Source organism: Variovorax sp. 10N432 (genome assembly GCF_056394465.1).
The window spans coordinates 32,935-52,094 of sequence record NZ_JBFTHX010000027.1 but is presented as its reverse complement, the minus strand read 5'-3'; the positions used below and the strand labels follow the sequence as shown (position 1 = coordinate 52,094).

22 protein-coding genes are annotated in these 19,160 nt (G+C 68.4%); 8 read left to right on the top strand and 14 right to left on the bottom strand.

What is annotated here, in order from left to right; translation table 11 throughout:
* Positions 1–3 precede the first annotated feature (3 nt).
* Positions 4–1,128 (bottom strand): quinolinate synthase NadA, encoded by a 1,125-nt coding sequence (gene nadA / locus AC1DF3_RS26070; protein WP_478141338.1) that lies wholly within the window; start codon positions 1,126–1,128, stop codon positions 4–6.
* Between the two features lie 2 nt (positions 1,129–1,130).
* The gene (gene nadC / locus AC1DF3_RS26065) at positions 1,131–2,006 is read right to left on the bottom strand and encodes a carboxylating nicotinate-nucleotide diphosphorylase (protein ID WP_478141337.1); all 876 of its coding nucleotides are present in this window, start codon (positions 2,004–2,006) and stop codon (positions 1,131–1,133) included.
* A gap of 158 nt (positions 2,007–2,164) precedes the next feature.
* On the opposite strand from nadC, the gene nadB reads away from it, so the two are divergent.
* The 5 genes from nadB to AC1DF3_RS26040 all read left to right on the top strand — a co-directional run bounded on the left by nadB (position 2,165) and on the right by AC1DF3_RS26040 (position 7,070).
* Positions 2,165–3,742: an L-aspartate oxidase gene (gene nadB / locus AC1DF3_RS26060; protein ID WP_478141336.1), complete on the top strand. Its 1,578-nt coding sequence runs from the start codon at positions 2,165–2,167 to the stop codon at positions 3,740–3,742.
* A 48-nt stretch (positions 3,743–3,790) separates the two neighbouring features.
* A complete protein-coding gene (panD, locus tag AC1DF3_RS26055; protein ID WP_478141335.1) occupies positions 3,791–4,192 on the top strand; it encodes an aspartate 1-decarboxylase in 402 nt (133 codons plus the stop codon).
* A gap of 10 nt (positions 4,193–4,202) precedes the next feature.
* Positions 4,203–5,087: a 3-methyl-2-oxobutanoate hydroxymethyltransferase gene (gene panB, locus AC1DF3_RS26050; protein WP_478141334.1), complete on the top strand. Its 885-nt coding sequence runs from the start codon at positions 4,203–4,205 to the stop codon at positions 5,085–5,087.
* A gap of 11 nt (positions 5,088–5,098) precedes the next feature.
* Complete coding sequence (gene panC / locus AC1DF3_RS26045; RefSeq protein WP_478141333.1) at positions 5,099–5,935, top strand: pantoate--beta-alanine ligase; 837 nt, start codon at positions 5,099–5,101, stop codon at positions 5,933–5,935.
* A 106-nt stretch (positions 5,936–6,041) separates the two neighbouring features.
* Entirely contained in the window at positions 6,042–7,070 is a 1,029-nt protein-coding gene (locus tag AC1DF3_RS26040; RefSeq protein ID WP_478141332.1) for an AraC family transcriptional regulator, read from the top strand.
* A gap of 16 nt (positions 7,071–7,086) precedes the next feature.
* On the opposite strand, the gene AC1DF3_RS26035 is transcribed toward AC1DF3_RS26040, so the two are convergent.
* From AC1DF3_RS26035 to AC1DF3_RS25995, 9 genes are all read right to left on the bottom strand, one after another.
* Positions 7,087–7,395 carry a LysR family transcriptional regulator gene (locus tag AC1DF3_RS26035; protein WP_478141331.1) on the bottom strand — a complete coding sequence of 103 codons (309 nt, stop codon included), beginning with the start codon at positions 7,393–7,395 and terminating at the stop codon, positions 7,087–7,089.
* A 135-nt stretch (positions 7,396–7,530) separates the two neighbouring features.
* On the bottom strand, positions 7,531–8,838 hold the full coding sequence (locus tag AC1DF3_RS26030) for a porin (protein ID WP_478141330.1): 1,308 nt from the start codon (positions 8,836–8,838) through the stop codon (positions 7,531–7,533).
* 410 nt (positions 8,839–9,248) lie between these two features.
* A complete protein-coding gene (locus AC1DF3_RS26025) occupies positions 9,249–9,812 on the bottom strand; it encodes an SRPBCC family protein (RefSeq protein WP_478141329.1) in 564 nt (187 codons plus the stop codon).
* Between the two features lie 4 nt (positions 9,813–9,816).
* The gene (locus AC1DF3_RS26020) at positions 9,817–10,353 is read right to left on the bottom strand and encodes a tetratricopeptide repeat protein (RefSeq protein ID WP_478141328.1); all 537 of its coding nucleotides are present in this window, start codon (positions 10,351–10,353) and stop codon (positions 9,817–9,819) included.
* A gap of 27 nt (positions 10,354–10,380) precedes the next feature.
* Positions 10,381–11,544, bottom strand: coding sequence for a TIGR03118 family protein (locus AC1DF3_RS26015; RefSeq protein ID WP_286534554.1), 1,164 nt, complete (start codon positions 11,542–11,544; stop codon positions 10,381–10,383).
* A gap of 69 nt (positions 11,545–11,613) precedes the next feature.
* Positions 11,614–12,309: a TorF family putative porin gene (locus AC1DF3_RS26010; RefSeq protein WP_478141327.1), complete on the bottom strand. Its 696-nt coding sequence runs from the start codon at positions 12,307–12,309 to the stop codon at positions 11,614–11,616.
* 1 nt (position 12,310) lies between these two features.
* The gene (locus AC1DF3_RS26005) at positions 12,311–13,552 is read right to left on the bottom strand and encodes a S8 family serine peptidase (RefSeq protein ID WP_478141326.1); all 1,242 of its coding nucleotides are present in this window, start codon (positions 13,550–13,552) and stop codon (positions 12,311–12,313) included.
* Positions 13,549–14,223: a zf-HC2 domain-containing protein gene (locus AC1DF3_RS26000; protein ID WP_478141325.1), complete on the bottom strand. Its 675-nt coding sequence runs from the start codon at positions 14,221–14,223 to the stop codon at positions 13,549–13,551. The genes AC1DF3_RS26005 and AC1DF3_RS26000 overlap by 4 nt, the downstream gene beginning before the upstream one ends.
* Positions 14,220–14,918, bottom strand: a complete 699-nt coding sequence (locus tag AC1DF3_RS25995) for a sigma-70 family RNA polymerase sigma factor (protein ID WP_478141324.1) — start codon at positions 14,916–14,918, stop codon at positions 14,220–14,222. Before AC1DF3_RS25995 ends, AC1DF3_RS26000 begins: the two co-directional genes overlap by 4 nt.
* Positions 14,919–15,096: 178 nt before the next feature.
* On the opposite strand from AC1DF3_RS25995, the gene AC1DF3_RS25990 reads away from it, so the two are divergent.
* The gene (locus tag AC1DF3_RS25990; protein WP_286534564.1) at positions 15,097–15,276 is read left to right on the top strand and encodes a hypothetical protein; all 180 of its coding nucleotides are present in this window, start codon (positions 15,097–15,099) and stop codon (positions 15,274–15,276) included.
* Here the strand turns inward: AC1DF3_RS25990 and AC1DF3_RS25985 are convergent.
* On the bottom strand, positions 15,260–16,186 hold the full coding sequence (locus tag AC1DF3_RS25985; RefSeq protein WP_478141323.1) for a LysR family transcriptional regulator: 927 nt from the start codon (positions 16,184–16,186) through the stop codon (positions 15,260–15,262). The genes AC1DF3_RS25990 and AC1DF3_RS25985 overlap by 17 nt on opposite strands.
* A gap of 136 nt (positions 16,187–16,322) precedes the next feature.
* Between AC1DF3_RS25985 and AC1DF3_RS25980 the strand changes: the two genes are divergently transcribed.
* Entirely contained in the window at positions 16,323–17,072 is a 750-nt protein-coding gene (locus tag AC1DF3_RS25980) for an SDR family oxidoreductase (RefSeq protein WP_286534566.1), read from the top strand.
* 23 nt (positions 17,073–17,095) lie between these two features.
* Here AC1DF3_RS25980 and AC1DF3_RS25975 read toward each other — a convergent pair whose 3' ends face one another.
* On the bottom strand, positions 17,096–17,467 hold the full coding sequence (locus AC1DF3_RS25975) for a response regulator (RefSeq protein ID WP_478141322.1): 372 nt from the start codon (positions 17,465–17,467) through the stop codon (positions 17,096–17,098).
* A 126-nt stretch (positions 17,468–17,593) separates the two neighbouring features.
* On the bottom strand, positions 17,594–17,938 hold the full coding sequence (locus tag AC1DF3_RS25970; RefSeq protein ID WP_286534568.1) for a hypothetical protein: 345 nt from the start codon (positions 17,936–17,938) through the stop codon (positions 17,594–17,596).
* Positions 17,939–18,167: 229 nt separating this feature from the next.
* On the opposite strand from AC1DF3_RS25970, the gene AC1DF3_RS25965 reads away from it, so the two are divergent.
* Positions 18,168–19,115: a cupin domain-containing protein gene (locus AC1DF3_RS25965; protein WP_478141321.1), complete on the top strand. Its 948-nt coding sequence runs from the start codon at positions 18,168–18,170 to the stop codon at positions 19,113–19,115.
* The last annotated feature ends 45 nt before the right edge of the window (positions 19,116–19,160 follow it).

Genomic DNA, 19,160 nt, shown 5'->3' with positions numbered 1-19,160 from the left:
GGCTCAGGCCGCGCCGATGCCGGCGACCAGGTGATCGACGGGCTGGCCGCCCCGCAACGCGGCCGTGAAGGCCAGCATGCGGTCGATCGGCACCCGCGCCCGCAGCCCCAATGCCGGCTCGACATGCACCTCGCCGGCACCCGTCTCCAGCACGTGGGCGAGACCGGCAAGGCCGTTCATGGCCATCCACGGACAGTGGGCGCAGCTCTTGCACGTGGCCGAGTTGCCGGCCGTGGGCGCCTCGATGAAAGTCTTGCCCGGGTTCAGGGTGCGCAGCTTGTGCAGCATGCCGCTGTCGGTGGCGACGATGAACTCGCTGGCGTCCATGCGCTGCGCCGCGCTCAGGATGGCCGAGGTCGAACCCACAGCATCGGCCAGCGCGATCACATCGGCCGGCGCCTCGGGATGCACCAGCACGCGGGCGGCCGGGTGCTGCTTCTTGAGCAGCTCGAGTTCGAGCGCCTTGAATTCATCGTGCACGATGCAGGCGCCGCCCCAGCTCACCATGTCGGCGCCGGTCTGGCGGCGGATGTAGTCGCCCAGGTGCCGGTCGGGGGCCCACAGGATCTTCTGCCCCTGCGCCGTCAGCGCGCGAACCACGTCGAGCGCGCAGCTGGACGTCACGAGCCAGTCCGCGCGCGCCTTCACGGCGGCGCTGGTGTTGGCATAGACCACGACCGTGCGGTCGGGATGCAGAGCGCAGAAGCGGGCGAAGTCTTCTTCCGGGCATCCGAGGTCGAGCGAACAGGTCGCGTCGAGGTCGGGCATCAGGATCCGCTTGTCGGGCGACAGGATCTTGGCGGTCTCGCCCATGAAGCGCACGCCCGAGACCACCAGCGTGCGCGCCGCATGGTCGCGGCCGAAGCGCGCCATCTCGAGCGAATCGCTCACCAGGCCGCCGGTCTCCTCGGCCAGGTCCTGCAGGTCGGGATGGACGTAGTAGTGCGACACCATCACCGCATCGCGCTCGCGCAGCAGGCGGCGGATGCGTGCCTTCAAGGCCTCGCGCTCGCCCGGCCCGGGCTCGGGCGGCACGCGGGCCCAGGCATGGCGGGTGTCGCATGCCGTGCTGCCGTCGCCGGTGGCCAGCGGCTGCTCGTAGTCGACATCGATCATGGCGAAGCTCATTCTCAAGCCTCCTGGAATCGCATCGAGAAATCGATCGCCTTGACGTCCTTGGTCAAGGCACCGATGGAGATCCGGTCGACCCCGGTCTCGGCCAGGGCGCGCAAGCCCTCGAGCGTCACGCCGCCCGAGATCTCGAGCACGGCACGGGCATCGCCAGCGGCATCGTTGCGGCGCACCGCCTCGCGCAAGGTCGGCAGGTCCATGTTGTCCAGCAGCAGCATGCGGGCGCCGTTGGCCAGCGCCTCGTCGAGCTGCGCCAGCGTCTCGACCTCGATCTGCACGAACTTCGCACGGCCCGCGACGCGCGCCGCGGCACGCAGCGCCGCGCTCACGCCGCCCGCCGCGACGATGTGGTTCTCCTTGATCAGCACGGCGTCGTAGAGGCCGATGCGATGGTTGACGCCGCCGCCGGCGCGCACCGCGTACTTCTGCGCCAGCCGAAGGCCGGGCAGCGTCTTGCGGGTGTCGACGATCCGGGCCCGCGTGCCGCGCACGGCATCGACATGCAGCGCGGTCTTGGTCGCCACCGCACTCAACAGTTGCAGGAAATTGAGCGCGGTGCGCTCGGCCGTGAGCAGCGCCCTGGCAGCGCCCGCGAGTTCGAGCACGACCTGGTCCGGCGCGCAGCGGGCGCCCTCTTCGACATGCCAGGTGATCCGCGCATCGGGGGCCAGATGCCGCACCACCGCCTCGACCCAGGGGATGCCGCACAGCACGGCGGACTCGCGGGCGACGACGCGCGCCACCGCGCGGCGATCGGCATCGATCAGAGAGGCCGTGAGATCGCCGCCTGCAACGTCTTCATCGAGGGCCCGCAGTGCATCGGCACGCACCACGGCGGCCCACTCGGCGGAAGAAAAATCGAGGGTACTGTCCATCTTGATCATCGGAAACGCGAGGCCGCGCACAAGCAGCGAATGGCCGCGATCGTAGCAGCGATACCGACACCGGCCGGTGCGCGCAAATGCACGCAGGCGTAGCGCAAGAGTCGGTTATGGTTCGCCCCGTTTGACATCCGAAGCAAGAGCGAAGACCTGTGATTTTTCATGAATTCGACGTGCTCATCGTCGGCAGCGGCCTGGCCGGACTCAGCACCGCACTGCATCTCGCAGCCACGCATCGCGTGGCCATCATCACCAAGCGCGCGGTGGACGATGGCGCCAGCCAGTGGGCCCAGGGCGGCATCGCAGCGGTGCTCGCCGATGGCGACAGCGTGCAGTCGCATGTCGACGACACGCTGGTGGCGGGCGCGGGCCTCTGCGACCTGGCCGCCACGCGCTTCGTGGTCGAGCATGCGCCCGAGGCCATCGCCTGGCTGCGCGGGCTCGGCGTGCCCTTCTCGCTCGAGGACGGCGCGCTGCACCTCACGCGCGAAGGCGGCCACAGCCAGCGCCGCATCGTGCATGCGGCCGACGCCACCGGCGCCGCGGTGCAGCGCACGCTGATCGAGCAGGTGAGGCGCACGCCCAACATCACGCTGTTCGAGCAGCACACGCTGGTCGACCTGATCACGGGCCGCAAGCTCGGGCTCGCCGACACCGGCTGCCAGGGCCTGCACGTGCTCGACGAGGCCACCGACGAGGTGCTCACCTTTCGCGCAGCGCACACCGTGCTGGCGACGGGCGGTGCCGGCAAGGTCTACCTCTACACGAGCAATCCGGACACCGCCACCGGCGACGGCATCGCGGCGGCCTGGCGCGCGGGCTGCCGGGTCGCGAACATGGAGTTCATCCAGTTCCACCCGACCTGCCTCTACCACCCCGATGCCAAGTCCTTCCTGATCAGCGAAGCGGTGCGCGGCGAGGGCGGCCGGCTGCTGCTGCCGGATGGCACCCGCTTCATGCCCGCGCACGACGCGCGCGCCGAGCTCGCGCCGCGCGACATCGTGGCGCGCGCCATCGACTTCGAGATGAAGAAGCACGGGCTCGACTGCGTGCACCTCGACATCTCGCACCAGAGCCCGGCCTTCCTGCAGGAGCACTTCCCGAACATCCTGGCGCGCTGCGCAGCGCTCGGCATCGACATCACGCGCTCGCCGATCCCGGTGGTGCCGGCCGCGCACTACACCTGCGGCGGCGTGCTCACCGACCTGGCCGGCCGCACCGACGTGCCCGGCCTCTACGCGATCGGCGAGACCGCCTGCACCGGCCTGCACGGCGCCAACCGGCTGGCCAGCAATTCGCTGGTCGAGTGCATGGTGTTCGCCCGCGCCGCCGCCGCGGCCATCGTCGAATCACCCCGGCAGCCCCAGGCCGCGCTGCCGGCCTGGGACGACAGCCGCGTCGCCGATGCCGACGAGACGGTGGTCATCTCGCACAACTGGGACGAGCTGCGCCGCTTCATGTGGGACTACGTCGGCATCGTGCGCACCAACAAGCGACTCGAACGCGCGGCGCACCGCATCGCGCTGCTGCAAGGCGAGGTGCAGGAGTTCTACGGCAACTTCCACGTCACGCGCGACCTGCTCGAGCTGCGCAACCTGGTGCAGGTGGCGGACCTGATCGTGCGCTCGGCGCAGGCCCGGCGCGAAAGCCGCGGCCTGCACTTCAGCCGTGACTACCCGGCACTCGCCGCACCCGCGGCACCGACCATCCTCGTGCCGCCCGCGCTCTGACGCGGACGCCCTTCGTCTTTTCGTCCACAGAGAAAGAGCTTTCGCATCATGTTCCGCACCCTGCTCAAGTCCAAGATCCACCGTGTCGCGGTCACCGACTGCGAACTGCACTACGAAGGCTCCTGCGCCATCGACGAAGACCTGCTCGACGCCGCCGGCCTGGCCGAGAACGAGCAGGTCCACATCTGGAACATCAACAACGGAGAGCGCTTCGTGACCTATGCGATTCGCGGCCAGCGCGGCAGCGGCATCATTTCCGTCAACGGCTCGGCCGCGCGCCGGGCCTCGGTCGGCGACCTGATCATCATCGCCGCCTTCGGCCTGGTGCCCGAGGACCAGGTGGCCGGCCATCGACCGAAGCTGGTGTTCGTCGACGGCGCCAACCGCATCAAGGACGAGCGCGCCCACATCCCGGTGCAGGCCGCCTCCGGCGAGGCCGTCGCGGCCTGAGCGACCCGCCATGGCAAACCCTGCGGCCGCCGACGCGGCCATCCCCTACGGCACCCTGCCCCCGGCCTCGCCGCCGGCCACGCGCAAGCCGCTCAGCCTGCCGCGGCTGGCCGACATGCACGCGCGCGGCGAGAAGATCGTCATGCTCACCGCCTACGACGCCACCTTCGCCGCCGTGGCCGATGCCGCGGGTGTCGAATGCCTTCTGGTCGGCGACTCGCTGGGCATGGTCTGCCAGGGCCTCAACAGCACCGTGGGCGTGTCGCTGGACACCATGCGCTACCACACCGAAAGCGTCGAACGCGGATTGCGCCGGGTCCAGGGCACGGCCTGGCTGATCGCCGACCTGCCCTTCGGCAGCTACCACGCGTCGCGCGAACAGGCGCTGCACAGCGCCGCCGTGCTGATGCAGGCCGGCGCCCACATGGTCAAGCTCGAAGGCGGCGGCTGGACCACCGACACCGTGCGCTTCCTGGTCGAGCGCGGCATTCCGGTCTGCGCCCACCTGGGCCTCACGCCACAGACGGTGCATGCGCTCGGCGGCTACCGCGTGCAGGGCCGCAGCGGCGAGGCCGCGGCCCTGCTCAAGCAGCAGGCCCATGCGCTGCAGGACGCAGGCGCCGCGATGCTGGTGCTCGAGATGGTGCCCGCCACGCTGGCCGCCGAACTCACGGCCGAACTGAAGCACTGCGCCACCATCGGCATCGGCGCCGGCCGCGGCACCGCGGGCCAGGTGCTGGTGATGCACGACATGCTGGGCGTCGGACTCGGCAAGCTGCCGAAGTTCGTGCGCAACTTCATGGCCGATGCGCCCGGCATCGCCGAGGCCATGCAGGCCTACGTCCGCGCCGTCAAGGACGGCATTTTTCCCGACGACTCACTCCACGCCTGGTAGGCGCCCCGACCATGCACGTCATCCGCACCCTCCCTGAACTGCGCGACCACCTGGGCCGCTTCGAACGCCCCGCCTTCGTCCCCACCATGGGCAACCTGCACGACGGCCACCTCGACCTCGTGCGGCAGGCCAGGCCGCGGGGCGACGTCACGGTCGCCAGCATCTTCGTGAACCGCCTGCAGTTCCTTCCGCACGAGGATTTCGACACCTATCCGCGCACCTGGGACAGCGACTGCGAGAAGCTGCAGGCGGCCGGCTGCGACGTGCTGTTCGCGCCCGACGAACGTGCCCTGTACCCGGAACCCCAGACCTGCAAGGTGCATCCCGACGGCGCCCTGGCCGACATCCTCGAAGGTCACTTCCGCCCGGGCTTCTTCGTCGGCGTCTGCACGGTCGTCATGAAACTCTTCGCCTGCGTGCAGCCGCGCGTGGCCGTGTTCGGCAAGAAGGACTACCAGCAGCTGCTGGTCATCCGCCACATGGTGCGGCAGTTCGCCTTGCCGATCGAGATCGTGGGCAGCGAGACCCGGCGCGCCGACGACGGGCTCGCGCTGTCTTCGCGCAACGGCTACCTGGGCCAGTCCGCGCGCGTCGAGGCCGTGCAACTGTCGCTCGCGCTGAAGGCCATGGCCGCGGCGGTGCAGGCGGGCGAGCGCGACTTCGCCGCGATCGAGGCGCGCGCGATGCAATCGCTCAGCGCGCGCGGCTGGCAGCCCGACTACATGGTGCTGCGGCGGCGCGCCGACCTGCAGGCACCGGCCGCGGACGAGCCCCTGGTGGCGCTGGCCGCGGCGCGACTGGGAAGCACCCGGCTGATCGACAACCTGGAGATCCCGCAAACGGCTTGACGCGAAAGACCTGCCGACCAAAGGGAAGATTCGCGACAAGTTCAGGAATGGCGTCCAAGCGGCGCGGGGTAGATTGGACGCGCTCCAATCTCTACCCTGATCGACCGTGACAGTCCAAGGCGAAGTCGCCATTCCGTTCGCACATCCCGTCTACATCCGAAGCATCGTCGATTGCCTGAACAGCCGCGGCGTTCGGCCGTCGGACGTGCTCGCGAGTGCCGGCCTGGCCTGGCAGGATCTCAGCGACGGCCAGCGGATGGTCGACTTCTCGGTCTTCCGCCGCTTTGTCACGCACGCCATCCAGACCAGCGGCGAACCCGCGCTGGGGCTGATGGCGGGGTCGATGCTCCAGCCTTATCACAGCCCGGTCGGCATCGCCGCCGTGACCAGCGACACCCTGGGCCAGGGCCTGCAGTTCTTGAGCCGGCATGCCAGGCTCATCTTCCGCAGCATGGACATCAAGATCGAGAACGGGCCGCGCTGGAGCACGCTCAGGGTCAAGCCGATGCGCCCCCTGTGCGAGACCCATGTCTTCGTCATGCAGTCGATCCTGGGCGCCCACTGCCGCCTGCTCGAAGCCATCCTGGGACGGCCGGCCGACGAGCTCACGGCAGGCTTGCCGTACCCTCGCCCGACCGGCAACGACATCCCCTGCCTGCGCTATGTCCGGCGGGTCGAGTTCGACCAGGAGCACCTCAGCTTCCAGTTGCCGGTCGAGCTGCTTCAAGTGCGCTCGACCGCCGCCGACCCCGACGCCTTCCACGAGGCGGCGCAGGCATGCCGCAAGATGGAGTCGGAACTGGGGCACGGGGACTTCGTGGCGCGCGTTCGCCGCGCGCTGCTCGAACGCCTGACGGCCAACCCCGAGGTCGGCGAGCTCGCCACCGACCTGGGCATCTCGGCCCGGACGCTGGCGCGCCGGCTGGCCGAAGCGGGGCTCAACTACTCCGACATCAAGGACGACCTGCGCAAGACGCACGCCGCCTGGTACCTGCAGCACACCGAGCTGTCGATGGAGGCCATTGCATCGCAGCTCGGCTACAACGACCCCACCAACTTCAGCCGCAAGTTCAAGTGCTGGTACCGCGTGCCGCCGAGCAAGATGCGGCAGACCTTGCGCGGCGGGCTGCACTAGGCTGTACTAAGCCGCACTAGGCGTCGAAGCGCGCACGCCGCGCTGGCACGCCCGTCGGCCTCCGGTCGACTGGCCCGAGGTAGCCGATCGTCTCGTGGATGCGCGAGAGGATGTCGACGCACCGCTCCTTCAGCTCCCGGCCGCGCGGGGTCAACGAGACCTTGCGGGTCGTGCGCTGGAGCAGAGGCGCGTCGAGCATGGTTTCTAGGCGGGTGACGCTGCGGCTCACGCTCGACTTGTGGATCTGCAAAGCATCGGCTGCCGACGAAAAGCTGGCAAGCGAGGCGACATAGGCAAAGATGCGAAGATCGTTGAGGTCGATCATTGCACCCTCGCCGTGACTCGATGAAACATCGTTCTGCACTGGAGACTCTCCCTGGCCTGGAATAAAAAAAGGCTGTCCGGCCATGACCGGACAGCCTTTCGGGGCTGGCTGCTTGATCCGGGCTTGCGCCTCGAATCAGAACGAGTGGCGAATGCCGAGGTCGTAGCCGGTCGAGCTCTTCGGGGTCATCGTGGCACCCGCCGAAGTGGTCACGAACGCCGGGCCGCCCAGCGTCAGGTCGGCGCCTTCCTTGTTGTTCACGCGCGCCACCGTCGCGTACAGGGCCGTGCGCTTCGACAGGTTGTGGACATAGCCCAGGGCGAACTTGTCGGCCTTCGGGTCGGGACGGAAGCCAAGCACCTGGTCGATGTACGTGCCGGTGTTCTTGTAGTTCACCGCCGAGTACGACATGCGGATCAGGCCAGCGCCGACCGGCACGGTCGCACCGAGCAGCCAACCGTCGGCGCTGGGCTGACGGAATCCGAACGGGTTGGCGGCGGTCGCCACGAAGGGCGTCGAAGAGTCGCGCTTCAGCTTGGCGTTGGAGAATTCGCCGAACAGCTTGACGACACCGAAGTCGTAGGAAGCGCCGAGGTTCCAGGTGTCGAGGCTGTCGGTGAGGCCCTTGTAGAAGTCCGATCCGACGGTGCTTTCGCCGTAGGCGAGCGCGACGTCCAGCGGGCCGTTTGCATAGCCGACGCGACCACCGATGTAGCGGCCGGCGCGCTCGTTGCCGGCTACCACCAACCCCGTCTTGGGGTCGGTGACCACAGGCGTCAAGCGGCCCGGGTCATAGCTGGTCTTCTCGTTCATGGCGTACATGAACTGGCCGTAGAAGCCGCCCAGGTTCGGCGGCAGGAAGTAGCCGATCGAGTTGCTGGCGCGGGTGTAGGTCGTGTTGGCGGTGAAGCCGCCTTGCGAGATCACGCTGCCCGGGTTGTTGTAGCCGTTGGCGGTCGAGATCAGGTTGGTGCCCACGCCATTGGTGCCGAACGGATCGAACACGGTGTCGTTCCAGAACGTCGGGGTGTAGTCGCGGCCGAGGCGGATTTCACCGAAGTTGCCGGACAGGCTGACGGTCGAACGGCGTTGCCAGTTCTGGCCACCGCCGACAGCAGTGCCGGTACCGTCGTCATTGTTCAGGGCGCCTTCGAGCCAGAAGCTGGCGGCCAGGCCGCCACCGAGGTCTTCGGTGCCGCGGAAGCCCAGGCGGCTGGAGTTGTAGCCCGAGTTGCGCAGCACGGTCTGGCTGGTCGTGGCGGTGCCGCGGTTGACGAAGGTCTGGTTCGCCAGGCTTTCGAGGGTGGGAGCGTTCCGGTCTTCCGACTTGTTCGAGAAGCCGCTGATGGTCGCGTCGACCACGCCGAACAGGGTGACCGACGACTGGGCCGAAGCGATACCGGCGACAGCCATGGCAGCCAGGGCAACTAGAGATTTTTTCATTGCAAGTTTCTCCAAGGTTAAACATAGGGCTCCGGTGCGAAGGGCTGTGAGTGACTGGCACTTCTCGCTCCCACCAGACCCCGGGCCAACCTCCTTTTGGGAAGTTGTCGCTATTGCATCAGAGGCCTTTATTCCGGGCAGCGTCATTCATGCAAAGTCAACCAGTGACTATGCAAAGTCGACCTCAACTAATTGGAGTTGCGTTGTTGTATTGCGACATGGCATTGAGCCAGTCACTGCGAGTCATTGCATTGGCATTGATTGCCAATCACACCTTCGCATTGCGCGACAGGTATTAACTTCCGATTGAGAAATAAGAAACGTCTGAATATAAAGCCCCAGTCCATTCAATCAATGAACGGGACTCGAGATGACTGACGAGTGACGGGGCAAGAGGGCGTGCGACGAACCTACTGCGCCTTCTCCGCATCGCGGCGCACGATCTCCTCGACCATGGCCCGGAACTGATCGGCGAGCACGTTGCGCACCACCATCTTGCCGATCACCGGCGGGACCGCGAAGTCGGGCACCAGCCGGCCCGAATAGCTCAGCCGCACCGCGCCGGTGGGCATGATCGCCACCGTGTAGCGGCCTTCCATCTCCCTCAGATTGCCGCCGACCGCATGCGCCACGACCGACCGCGGCGGGATCTCGACCACCGCCAGCCGCGCCTCCACCGGCTGGCTGAACCACAGGAAGCCGAACTCCCCCGTCTGCTCGACGATGACGTGGTCGGCGGCGCGCCGCACCACGCGCGAGCTGCGCATGTACGGAATGAACTCGGCGAGATGGTCGTAGTCGGTGATGACGCCCCACACGGTGCGCGGGTCCACCCGCATCTCGGCCGACGCCGTCACGGTGATCGACTCGCCCTGGCCGTTGGTCTCGATCGCGACCTGCTGCGCGCCGGCAGCGGCGAGCGTGCACAGCGCCCCGGCGAGCAGCAGCACCCTGGCGGCGGCATGCGGCTTCAAGGCGTCACGATCCCGACTGCGCGCGTTGCTGGCTGCGGTACTTCGCGATCTCCCCCTTCAGGTCGGTGAACTCCTCGCACGGAAAGAAGCAGAGCGAATCGAGCACCTTCAGCTCCTGTTCGGCCCGGCCGAGGTCGCCCATCTGCAGGTAGGCTTCGCCGAGGTATTCGTGCGCGCCCCGGTGCTTCGGGTTGATCTTCAGCGCCTTGTCGTAGTCGCTCAGCGCCAGGTCCATGTTGCCGAGCTTGCGGTGCGCGTGGCCGAGCTCGTTCCAGGCATCGGCATCGCCCGGCGCGCGAAGCACGTAGACCGTCATATGGGCCACGACCTGCTGCCAGTCCTCCTTCTTGACGGCCGTCATGCCGGCCCTGAAGTCGGGATCGGGATTGACTTGCTCGCTGGTTCCCGGTCCACCGCCGCCTCCTCCACCACCACCACCGCCGCCACCACCGCCACCTCCACCCCCTCCCCCAGCCGCGAGCGCGGACAGGCTGAAGGCGAGCGAGGCGACGGAAACGAAGACTGTCATTGCACGTTTCATGGTGATTGCTCCTTCATGGCCCAGGCTTCAGCGGAAGTCGATGCGCCCGTAGACGCCATGGGTTCCTCCGCCGGGGCCCGCGGCGAAGAAAAGCGTGTCCGTCGGCTGGTTGCCGATGCCGTTGCCGAACGCGATCCCGTGCAGTCCGTCGATGGCGATCGGATTGCCGTCCGCCATCGACATTGTGCCCAGCAGAACACCGGTCGAGGTGTCGAACGCGTTGATCTTTCCGTCGCCCACGTTGGCCACCAGCAAGGCGTTGCCGAAGCTGCCGAAGGCGGCCGGCGCCATGGCCATGCCCCACGGTGCGTTGAGCGCGCCGCCGGGCGACACCAGCCGCTTGACCAGGTTGCCGGCGGTGTCGAAGACGTCGATCGCGCCCTGCCCGGCGCCCGGGACAGCAACGCCCGTCTGTGCGCCCTGCCTGGCATAGCTCACATAGACCCGGTCGCCGATCGCCTGGATGCCGTAGGGCGCATAGCCGGGCGGCAAGGCCTGGTCGACGAAGCTGCCCGCGCCGCCGACCTTGTTGAATGTCGCGTCGAACATGTCGACCGTCGCATTCCGGAAATCCGCCGCGTACAGGAAGTCCGACGCGCCCCGGCTGGCGAGCGCCAGCCCCGTGTAGACCGCCCCGGCGTTGCCGCCGTCGAAGACGGTGATGGCATGGGTCTGGTCGACGCCGGGCGACCAGCCCGACAGCGTGCCGCCCAGGCCGGCGAAGATGAAGGCACTGGCGCCGGACATGCCGTTGGCCGTGACCATGAAGTCCGAATGGCCGTTGAAGACGATGCCGGTCGGCCTGGCGCTGCCCGCAGTGCCGGGCGGGATCGACACCACCAGCGACTGCGGAACGCCGGCGCCGTCGTACAGCGTCGAGGTCGAGCTGGACCGGTTCGCCACCCAGACGAAGGCCCGCGGGTTGAAGACCACGCCCCACGCGTCGACCAGGGTCGGATCGGCGTTGGCGTTCGCATACAGCGTGTTCGCGACCGGCAGGTCGGACACCAGGTTGGTCGCGACGAAGCCCTTGGCCATGACGGCCGCGCCGCCGCCGGCAGGGGCGGCGGCAGGCGGGGCGATGACCGACGCCATGCCGCCGGAATAGCCACCGCCGCCACCGCAGGCGGCCACCACGATCGCGCTCGCAAAAGCGATTCCGTACAACTTCAGGCGGCAGGTGCTGGTCATGTTGCGTTTCCTTTCGGGCTGGGCTCGGTGTATTCCGCGCCCGGGCCCGAAGGTTCATCGGCCCGCGGTTCAGAAGGCGAACGAGGCGCTCAACACCAGCGTGCCGTTCGCCGTGTGTCCGTAGGCGGTCGGGTAGATGCTGCTGCGGCCGCCGGCGACCCAGTCGATCCGCACCTCCCACGCGTCGCGCGCGATCGCCAGCCCGATGCTGCCGTCCAGGTCGGCCCGTCCGTCTTCGGCGGGCGAGCCGCCGACCCGCACCAGGGCACCCGCATGGGCCGTCGCGCGCACCAGGGCCGAGAGGGGAACGCCGACGTTGAACTCGGCATAGGCGGTGCGCATGCCGCGCCCGAAGTAATCGGGCGAATAGTGCAGCCGCATGTTCCAGCGCTCGCCGTTCAACCCGGCGAAGGCTTCCCCATAGTCGTAGCGCGAATCGACGCTGAAGTGGACGCCGGTCGCGCCCGCCTCCCAGCCCAGGCGCTCCGACAGCCGGCCCGCATAGCCGGCGTAGCCGAGCAGCTGCACCTGGCGCCGGTCGTACGGGCCCAGGGCCACGCCCGTGAGCGATGCACCGCCGAACCAGCCGCTCGGATGGTCGTAGGTGGCGCTCAGCTGGTAGGTCGGCCGGTCGTCGCTGAGCGAGACGCCCCGCCAGCGGTAGTCCGACAGCAGCGCGACGCTGCCGCCGGCCTGCGCCAGGGCGACGCCGCAGGCGAGGAAGAGCGAGGGGCCGAGCGCGACACGCAGACCGGCGGCCGGCATGTCACTGGCGCAGGTTGGGGGATGTCGTGGAGCGCGTCACGGTGCGGACGCAGGCGCCGCCGCCTGCGACGCGGGCCAGTGTGGCACAGGCGTCGATCCCTCCACCCGGAAGGGACACGACACCGGCCGTCGAGGGCAGCCCGGCGCGTGCCGGCGACGGCTCGCGCATCAGGGCGAACAGGCCCGCCACATGGGCAGCGGCATACGACGAGCCCGACACCAGGTTCCATCGGTCTCCCGGCAGGGTGGTCGGCACGTCCCGCCCCGGCGCCACCAGCACGCCCGGCAAGGCCGGCCCTTCGCTCTCGTCGCTGACCGCCACCACGCCCGCATGGGAGGCCGGGAATCCGCCATCCCGCCGGCTTCGATCGACCGCGGCGACGACGCTGATGCTGCGCGCCAGCGCCACGTCCAGCAGCCTGTCGAGCAGGCGGTCCGATGGCCCGCTGAGGCTCAGGTTGATGACCTCGGCGCCGTGGGTGATGGCGAAGTGCAGCGCCATGGCCAGGCCCAGGCTGGTGCACACGGTGGACTGGCTGCTCTGCTGCCAGCAGGCGCGCAGCGCCAGCAGCCGGGCGTTCGGCGCCACCCCCAGGATGCCCGCGCCGTTGTCGGCCCGCGCGGCGATGATGCCGGCGACCGCGGTGCCGTGGTCCTCGGGCCGGTCGCCATGGCCGTCGACAAAATCCTCCTCCAGCGCCACCTGGCCTTCGAGGTCCGGATGGTGCCGGTCGATGCGGCTGTCGACCACGGCCACGCGCACGTTGCGGCCGGTGGCGATCTCGTGCAGTTCCTCCAGTTGCCAGGCCTGCACCACCGGCTGCAGCGGGGCCAGCGGGTCGTCGTGGCCGCGGGTTCGAAACTCGTTCATCGGCTGGGCCCAGTCGACGCGCGGATCGCGCGACAAGGCCTGCGCCACATCCTCGGGCGGCCGGTCGTCCGGCACTGTCAGCACGAAGCAATCCACGCCCAGCAGCGGCATGGCCCAGTCGGTGACCAGGGTCAGCCCGTGTTCGCGCGCCAGATCGGCCGCCACGCGGCGCCGCGCGCCATGCGCCGCGCCGCCGCCATAGCCGCCCGAATAACCGCTCTCGGGCCGGTAGTGTTCCGGCGGCAGGCGCAACAGCAGCAGCACCTGGCGGGGAGCGGCGGCCGGCGCTTCGACCGGGTCGGCCGCCGCCGCGCCGGCGAAGGGCTGGAGCGCGGCCAGCGCGAGCAGCCAGGCGACCAGCCAGCGCTTCATGGCGCCGCCCGGCGATCGAGCGATTCGACCAGCAGCACCGCCTTTTCCTGGCGCAGGCGCTGCACCGCGGCCGTTTCGAGACCGGCCGGCACGGCGAGAAGGTAGGCATCGGTGGTGGTCGGCCCGTAGACCAGCCGCGCCCTGCTGTCGCGCAGCACGCGCCGCATCTCCTGCTCGGTGGCGTCGGGCCGGAACCTCACGATCAGCTGGCCGCCGTCGACGCCGGCCGGCACCGCCGCGGGCTCGCCGAGCGCGCGGTAGCGCGGCTCGGGCCACAACGGCAGCACGAGCAGGCCACCCAGGGCCGCGACCAGCACGCATTGGCCGGCCAGGGCCCAGCGGGTCCAGGGCGGACTCTCGCGCCAGCGATCGCGCAGGCCCGCCAGCAAGCCGCGACGCACCGGTGGCGCCTCGCCGCCGACGAGGCGCCCGCGCAAAGCGGCGAACCCCTGGTCGGCATCGCCGGGGGCGTAGTCGCTGCCGGTGGCCGCATAGGCGGCCTGCAGCTCCTCCTCCACGGCCAGCTCGGCCCGGCAGCGCGGGCAGTCGGCCAAGTGGGCTTCGACCCCCGCGCGCTCCTGCGCGTCGAGCGTCGCGCCGACGTACCAGGGCAGCAACGACTGCACCTTCAGATGCACGTCGCTGCCGAGGGGGACCACCTGCCCGCTCACAGCCAATCCTCCAGCTGGCCTGCCAGCAGGGTCTTGAGCCTGCGCCGGGCGTGGAACATGCGCGTCTTCACGGTGTCGACCGGGCAGCCGACGATGTCGCCGATCTCGCGGCAGCCGATGCCATGGAAATAAGCCAGGTGGACGACCGCCCGCTGCTCGAGCGAGAGCCGGTCCACCGCCTGCGCCAGCGCCGCACACATCTGCGAGCGGGCGGCGCGGTGTTCGGGGCCGGCCTCCGGCGGCGCGGGCTGGTCGTCGCCGCCCTCGTCGTCGATCGGCTCGTCGAGGCGGCTGAGCGCCTTGAGGGCCTTGCGGTAGCCGATCGCGAAGATCCAGGTCGAGACCTTGCTGCGGCCGTCGTAGCTGGCGGCACGGTTCCAGACCACCAGCATGGTGTCGTTGAGCACTTCGCCGACCAGGCCGGAGCGCCGCATCACGCGGTCCAGGAAGCGCGAGAGACGGGGGTGGTAGGCGCGGTACAGCTGCTCGAAGGCCTGCAGGTCGCCTTTGGCGGTGCGGCCGACCAGGCGGGCCTCGGCGCTTTCGGCCAAGGCGGCCCCCTCGGCCGATGGCCGAACGGCATCGCGGGGCATGCTCGGCATGGGGGACTCGACGCGTGGGACGTACGGCGCACTGTACTCCCGGCCGTCGAGGCGGGTCGGGTGGCGGGCGGCCGACTGCGGGGGAATGTCCATGGGGCCTCCAGGCGGGCTGGCGCGATGATCCGGGCGGCGGCTGCCGCCCCGGTCTGTTCATTCCCCGAATCGCAGGATCGGTTCAAATGCTCGCCGGCTGGACGGCGTCACAGAACTGCGTACTTAAGCGTGCATTAGTTCCTTGGAGCGCCCCGTAAGAGTAGCCACAATGACCTACATGTCACGTCCATCTGCCGACTCCCAAACCCAGAGCTTCAGCAGCTTCGCGTCCTTGAACCGGGCGGACCAGACGCATCCGCCCCGAGCCCCGTCCCGCTCGAAAGAACGCGTGGTCGGGTTCCTGCTCGCCGGCCTGGTCGCGGTGCTGGCGATCTGCCTGGTCATCGGGACCCGCTAGCGGCTGCGCGATCCCAGGGCGGCGTCCCCTTGAAGGCGTCGGCCAAGAAATCGATCATCACGCGCACCTTGGCGCTCAGGTGGCGCCGGCTCGGGTACACCGCGAGGATGTCGATGTCCGCCATGCGGTAGCCCGGCAGCAGGGGCACCAGCCGCCCCGCCCGCAGGTCGTCGCCGACCAGAAAGCTCGGCTGCCAGATCACGCCCACGCCCGCCAGCGCGGCGGCGCGCGCCGTGTCGCCGTTGTTGGCGCGCATGACCGAAGGCACCTTCACCACATGCTCCAGCCCGTGCGCATCGAACAGGTGCCAGTCGTCGCCGGTGGCCGAGAAGGTGTAGCCGATGCAGGCATGGTCGGCTAGGTCGGCGGGCGACTTCGGCCGGCCGTGCTGGCGCAGGTAGCCCGGCGCGGCGCAGACGATGTTGCGCGACGCCGCCAGCTTGCGTGCAATGTGCGCGGTCGACCCGGTGCGCGAAATCCGGATGCCGAGGTCGAAGCCCTCTTCCACCAAGTCGACGACGCGGTCGATCAGCGACACCTCGAGCTCCACCTCGGGGTACTTCTTCAGGAACTTCGGCCACAGCGGCGCCAGGTGCAGGATGCCGAAGCTCACCGGCGCATTGACCCGCAGCCGCCCGCGCGGCTGCAGCGTGCTCGATGCACTCAGCGCCTCGGCCTCGGCCACCTCGTCGAGGATGCTGCGCGCCCGCTCGTACAGCGCCTGCCCGCTGTCGGTCAGCGAGAGCTTGCGCGAGTGGCGATTGAGCAGCCGCGTGCCCAGGTGGGCCTCGAGCTCGGCGATATAGCGCGTCACGTTGGCGGGCGAGGTGTCGAGCGCCTCCGCCGCGCGCGCGAAACCCTGCCTGGCGACCACCGCGACGAACACCTCGAAGGCGCGCAGCCGGTCCATCAACCTCTCCTTGATTCACAAAAGCTGAACGAATTGTGCTTCTTCAGGCCATTTACCTCAAGGAAGATGAACCCTACAGTTCACCTCACGGCACGACACCGCGCCGCATCAACCACCCCAAACTGAAGGAAGCATCATGAACAGACTCAACGGCAAGCGCGCACTCGTCACCGGCGGCACCAGCGGCATCGGCCTCGAGACGGCGCGGCAGTTCATCGCCGAAGGTGCCCGCGTGGCGGTCACCGGCAGCAACCCCGAGACCATCGAGCGGGCCCGCGCCGAACTCGGCAAGGAAGCGCTCATCTTGCGCGTCGACGCCGGCAGCGTGGCCGACCAGCAACACCTCGCGCAAGCGTTGAAGGAATCCTTCGGCCAGATCGATGCGGTCTTCATCAACGCGGGCGTGGCCGATTTCCGGCCGCTCGAACAATGGGACGAAGCCGGCTTCGACCGCTCGATCGCGGTCAACCTCAAGGGGCCGCTGTTCCTGGTGCAGGCGCTGCTGCCGATCCTGGCGAATCCGACCTCGATCGTGCTCAACACCTCGATCAACGCCCGCGTGGGCATGCCCAATTCGAGCGTCTACGCGGCGACCAAGGGCGGCCTGATCACGCTGGCGCGCACGCTGTCGGGCGAGCTGATCGGCCGCGGCATCCGCGTCAACGCGGTGAGCCCGGGCCCGATCTCGACGCCGCTCTACGGCAAGCTGGGCCTGCCCGCGGCCGATCTCGACAAGATGGCCGGCGCCATCCTCGGCCAGATCCCGGCCGGCCGCTTCGGCGACCCCTCGGAGATCGCCAAGGCGGTGGTCTTCCTCGCCTCGGACGAGTCGAAGTTCACAGTCGGCAGCGAACTGGTGATCGACGGCGGGATGAGCAACCTCTGAGGCAGGGCGCGGCCAGTAGCTGGCTAGACGCCATAGGAGCGGCAGAGATCGAAGAAGGCTTCGAGTTCGGTGGACTTGTCGAAGACGCCATCCGCACCGAGGTCTCGGCACCTTCGACGAATCTCTGGCGTGGGGTAGTTGGTCAGCACGACCATGTGCTGGTGCGGTGATCGGTCTTGCGCGGCCCGCAGAACGCCCAGCCCGGAGCCTTCTTTGAGGAACAGGTCCACGATGGCCAGGTCCCAGTCCTGCTTGTGCCGATCCAGTGCGGCGATCGCTTCCGAAGCCGTCTCGGCGGTCTCGATCACGAGCGCGTCGGCCATTTCCGCCAACGTCGGTATGAGGTTTTCGCGAATCGTCTCGCTGTCCTCGATGAGGATCGTTCTGAGCGGCATCGTGGTACGCGTGAAAGCGCTGGGTTATGAATCGCCACGGGGGCCTGCTAGCGCTGTCGATTAGCGCAGAACGTCACCCGCCCACTTGTAGGCCAACAGCCTGTAACCGCTACGGATCGCTTTGAGTCAATGGCGAGGGGCACCCTGGGCCGGCGGACTGCGGTCGGAACCGCCGCCCGAGCCGTCGCCGGAGCCGTCGCCGCCCTGGGCAACCTGCTCCAGAGTTTCGTTGACCTCGTCAAGCATTTCTGCCGATTTGGTCAGCCGCTTCTCGAGCTCGCCTGCCTGCTCGACCGCGCGGCCGACCACTTCGGCCTGGGCGTCCTGGGAGAGCTCTTCCTTGAGGACCGTGTGGACGACCAGGAGATCATCGGCAGCCTTCTTGACCTCCTCGGTGGCGTTCTTGTTCTTGTCCAGCGCTTCCTCGATCGTCGACGTGGATGCTGTTTCAGCCTGGTTTGGGTTGCCCATTTTTCGCTCCTCGATATGGCCGGTGATGGCCGCGGCCGGTCCCCCAGCGGAATCCGACTGTACGGCAGAAGCCGGGCGAGGCGGAAATTGCCTGATTCGGGAAACCAGGAGTAAGCGGCCAAAAAGGAGACGCCTCTCACGCGCATCGCGGACCAAGCTGCACGCAGCCGCCCCTAGTCTCTGCGTCACGGGCTCCACGTCGCAGCCCGAACCACGGACCGGAGGGCCCATGCAAGCGACCGAGGATCTTTTCTCGATGATCGTCGACCCGCTTCGCCTGGAGGGCGCTTTCGTGAGCGCATGGCGAACCGGGGGCGACTGGTCCTTTGCAGGACCGCGCGAAGCCTGCGCGCTCTTCCACTATGTCGAAGAGGGATCGATGGCGATCGACATCGGACACCCGAACGCCAACATCCCCCTGAACCTGGGCGACCTGGCCATCTTCCCGCACGGCGGCGCCCATCGGATTGGCAGCTCCACACCGGCGGTTTCCCTGGCGCTCGAACAAATTCTCCCCAGCCGGCGCGAAGGAGGATTCGTCAGAGTGGAAATCCCAGGGACCGATGGACCTGCGTTGTTCCTGTGTGCCGGCCTGCATTGCGGCGGCCATGCCTCGACTCCGCTGTACAAGCTGCTTCCGGAAATCATCGTCATCCGCAAGCACCAGATCGAGCGCGAGCCGCTGCTTCAAGGCACGATCGACGGACTGCTGCGCGAAGTCGAGCGCTTTCATGTGGGGAGCAGCTTCGCTCTCCTGCGCGGCCTGGAACTGATCTACGTGCTCGGGCTTCGGGTCGCGCTCGATGTCGAATCGGCCACCACGTCGATGAGTCGCGCCCTGCGAGACCCTCGCATCGCGAACGCACTGCTGTACATGCACACCGAATACAAGGAACGCTCGACAGTCGCAGGCATCGCTTCCTCCGCCGGCATGTCGAGGTCCGCCTTCAGCCTCGCATTCCGTCAGGCGACCGGATGCGCGCCCGCTCGGTATCTGTCGAAGGTGCGGGTGTCGCATGCGCAAGCGCTCATGAGAACGACAAGGCTCAGCAGAGAGGAAATTGCGCACCGGGTCGGATATGAAAGCACGGTGGGGTTGTATCTGGCGCTTCGTTCGACCCGATCGTCACTCGGCCTTCACTTGGACGATCGCTATCAAATTCAAGACGATGGTTAGTTGAGCGTTTCGGGGCGGGTCTCTAGCCTTGGCTCCAGATTCGTC

Excerpts from the sequence above, each read along its gene's own strand:
- AC1DF3_RS26015 (WP_286534554.1), bottom strand. The coding sequence starts at position 11,544 with ATGACCAGCACCTGCCGCCTGAAGTTGTACGGAATCGCTTTTGCGAGC.
- AC1DF3_RS26005 (WP_478141326.1), bottom strand. The coding sequence starts at position 13,552 with ATGAAGCGCTGGCTGGTCGCCTGGCTGCTCGCGCTGGCCGCGCTCCAG.
- AC1DF3_RS25980 (WP_286534566.1), top strand. The coding sequence starts at position 16,323 with ATGAACAGACTCAACGGCAAGCGCGCACTCGTCACCGGCGGCACCAGC.
- AC1DF3_RS25970 (WP_286534568.1), bottom strand. The coding sequence starts at position 17,938 with ATGGGCAACCCAAACCAGGCTGAAACAGCATCCACGTCGACGATCGAG.
- AC1DF3_RS25965 (WP_478141321.1), top strand. The coding sequence starts at position 18,168 with ATGCAAGCGACCGAGGATCTTTTCTCGATGATCGTCGACCCGCTTCGC.
- nadC (WP_478141337.1), bottom strand. The coding sequence starts at position 2,006 with ATGGACAGTACCCTCGATTTTTCTTCCGCCGAGTGGGCCGCCGTGGTG.
- AC1DF3_RS25990 (WP_286534564.1), top strand. The coding sequence starts at position 15,097 with ATGTCACGTCCATCTGCCGACTCCCAAACCCAGAGCTTCAGCAGCTTC.
- AC1DF3_RS26010 (WP_478141327.1), bottom strand. The coding sequence starts at position 12,309 with ATGCCGGCCGCCGGTCTGCGTGTCGCGCTCGGCCCCTCGCTCTTCCTC.
- AC1DF3_RS25985 (WP_478141323.1), bottom strand. The coding sequence starts at position 16,186 with ATGGACCGGCTGCGCGCCTTCGAGGTGTTCGTCGCGGTGGTCGCCAGG.
- AC1DF3_RS25995 (WP_478141324.1), bottom strand. The coding sequence starts at position 14,918 with ATGGACATTCCCCCGCAGTCGGCCGCCCGCCACCCGACCCGCCTCGAC.
- AC1DF3_RS26020 (WP_478141328.1), bottom strand. The coding sequence starts at position 10,353 with ATGAAACGTGCAATGACAGTCTTCGTTTCCGTCGCCTCGCTCGCCTTC.
- panB (WP_478141334.1), top strand. The coding sequence starts at position 4,203 with ATGGCAAACCCTGCGGCCGCCGACGCGGCCATCCCCTACGGCACCCTG.
- AC1DF3_RS26035 (WP_478141331.1), bottom strand. The coding sequence starts at position 7,395 with ATGATCGACCTCAACGATCTTCGCATCTTTGCCTATGTCGCCTCGCTT.
- panD (WP_478141335.1), top strand. The coding sequence starts at position 3,791 with ATGTTCCGCACCCTGCTCAAGTCCAAGATCCACCGTGTCGCGGTCACC.
- AC1DF3_RS25975 (WP_478141322.1), bottom strand. The coding sequence starts at position 17,467 with ATGCCGCTCAGAACGATCCTCATCGAGGACAGCGAGACGATTCGCGAA.
- AC1DF3_RS26030 (WP_478141330.1), bottom strand. The coding sequence starts at position 8,838 with ATGAAAAAATCTCTAGTTGCCCTGGCTGCCATGGCTGTCGCCGGTATC.
- nadA (WP_478141338.1), bottom strand. The coding sequence starts at position 1,128 with ATGAGCTTCGCCATGATCGATGTCGACTACGAGCAGCCGCTGGCCACC.
- panC (WP_478141333.1), top strand. The coding sequence starts at position 5,099 with ATGCACGTCATCCGCACCCTCCCTGAACTGCGCGACCACCTGGGCCGC.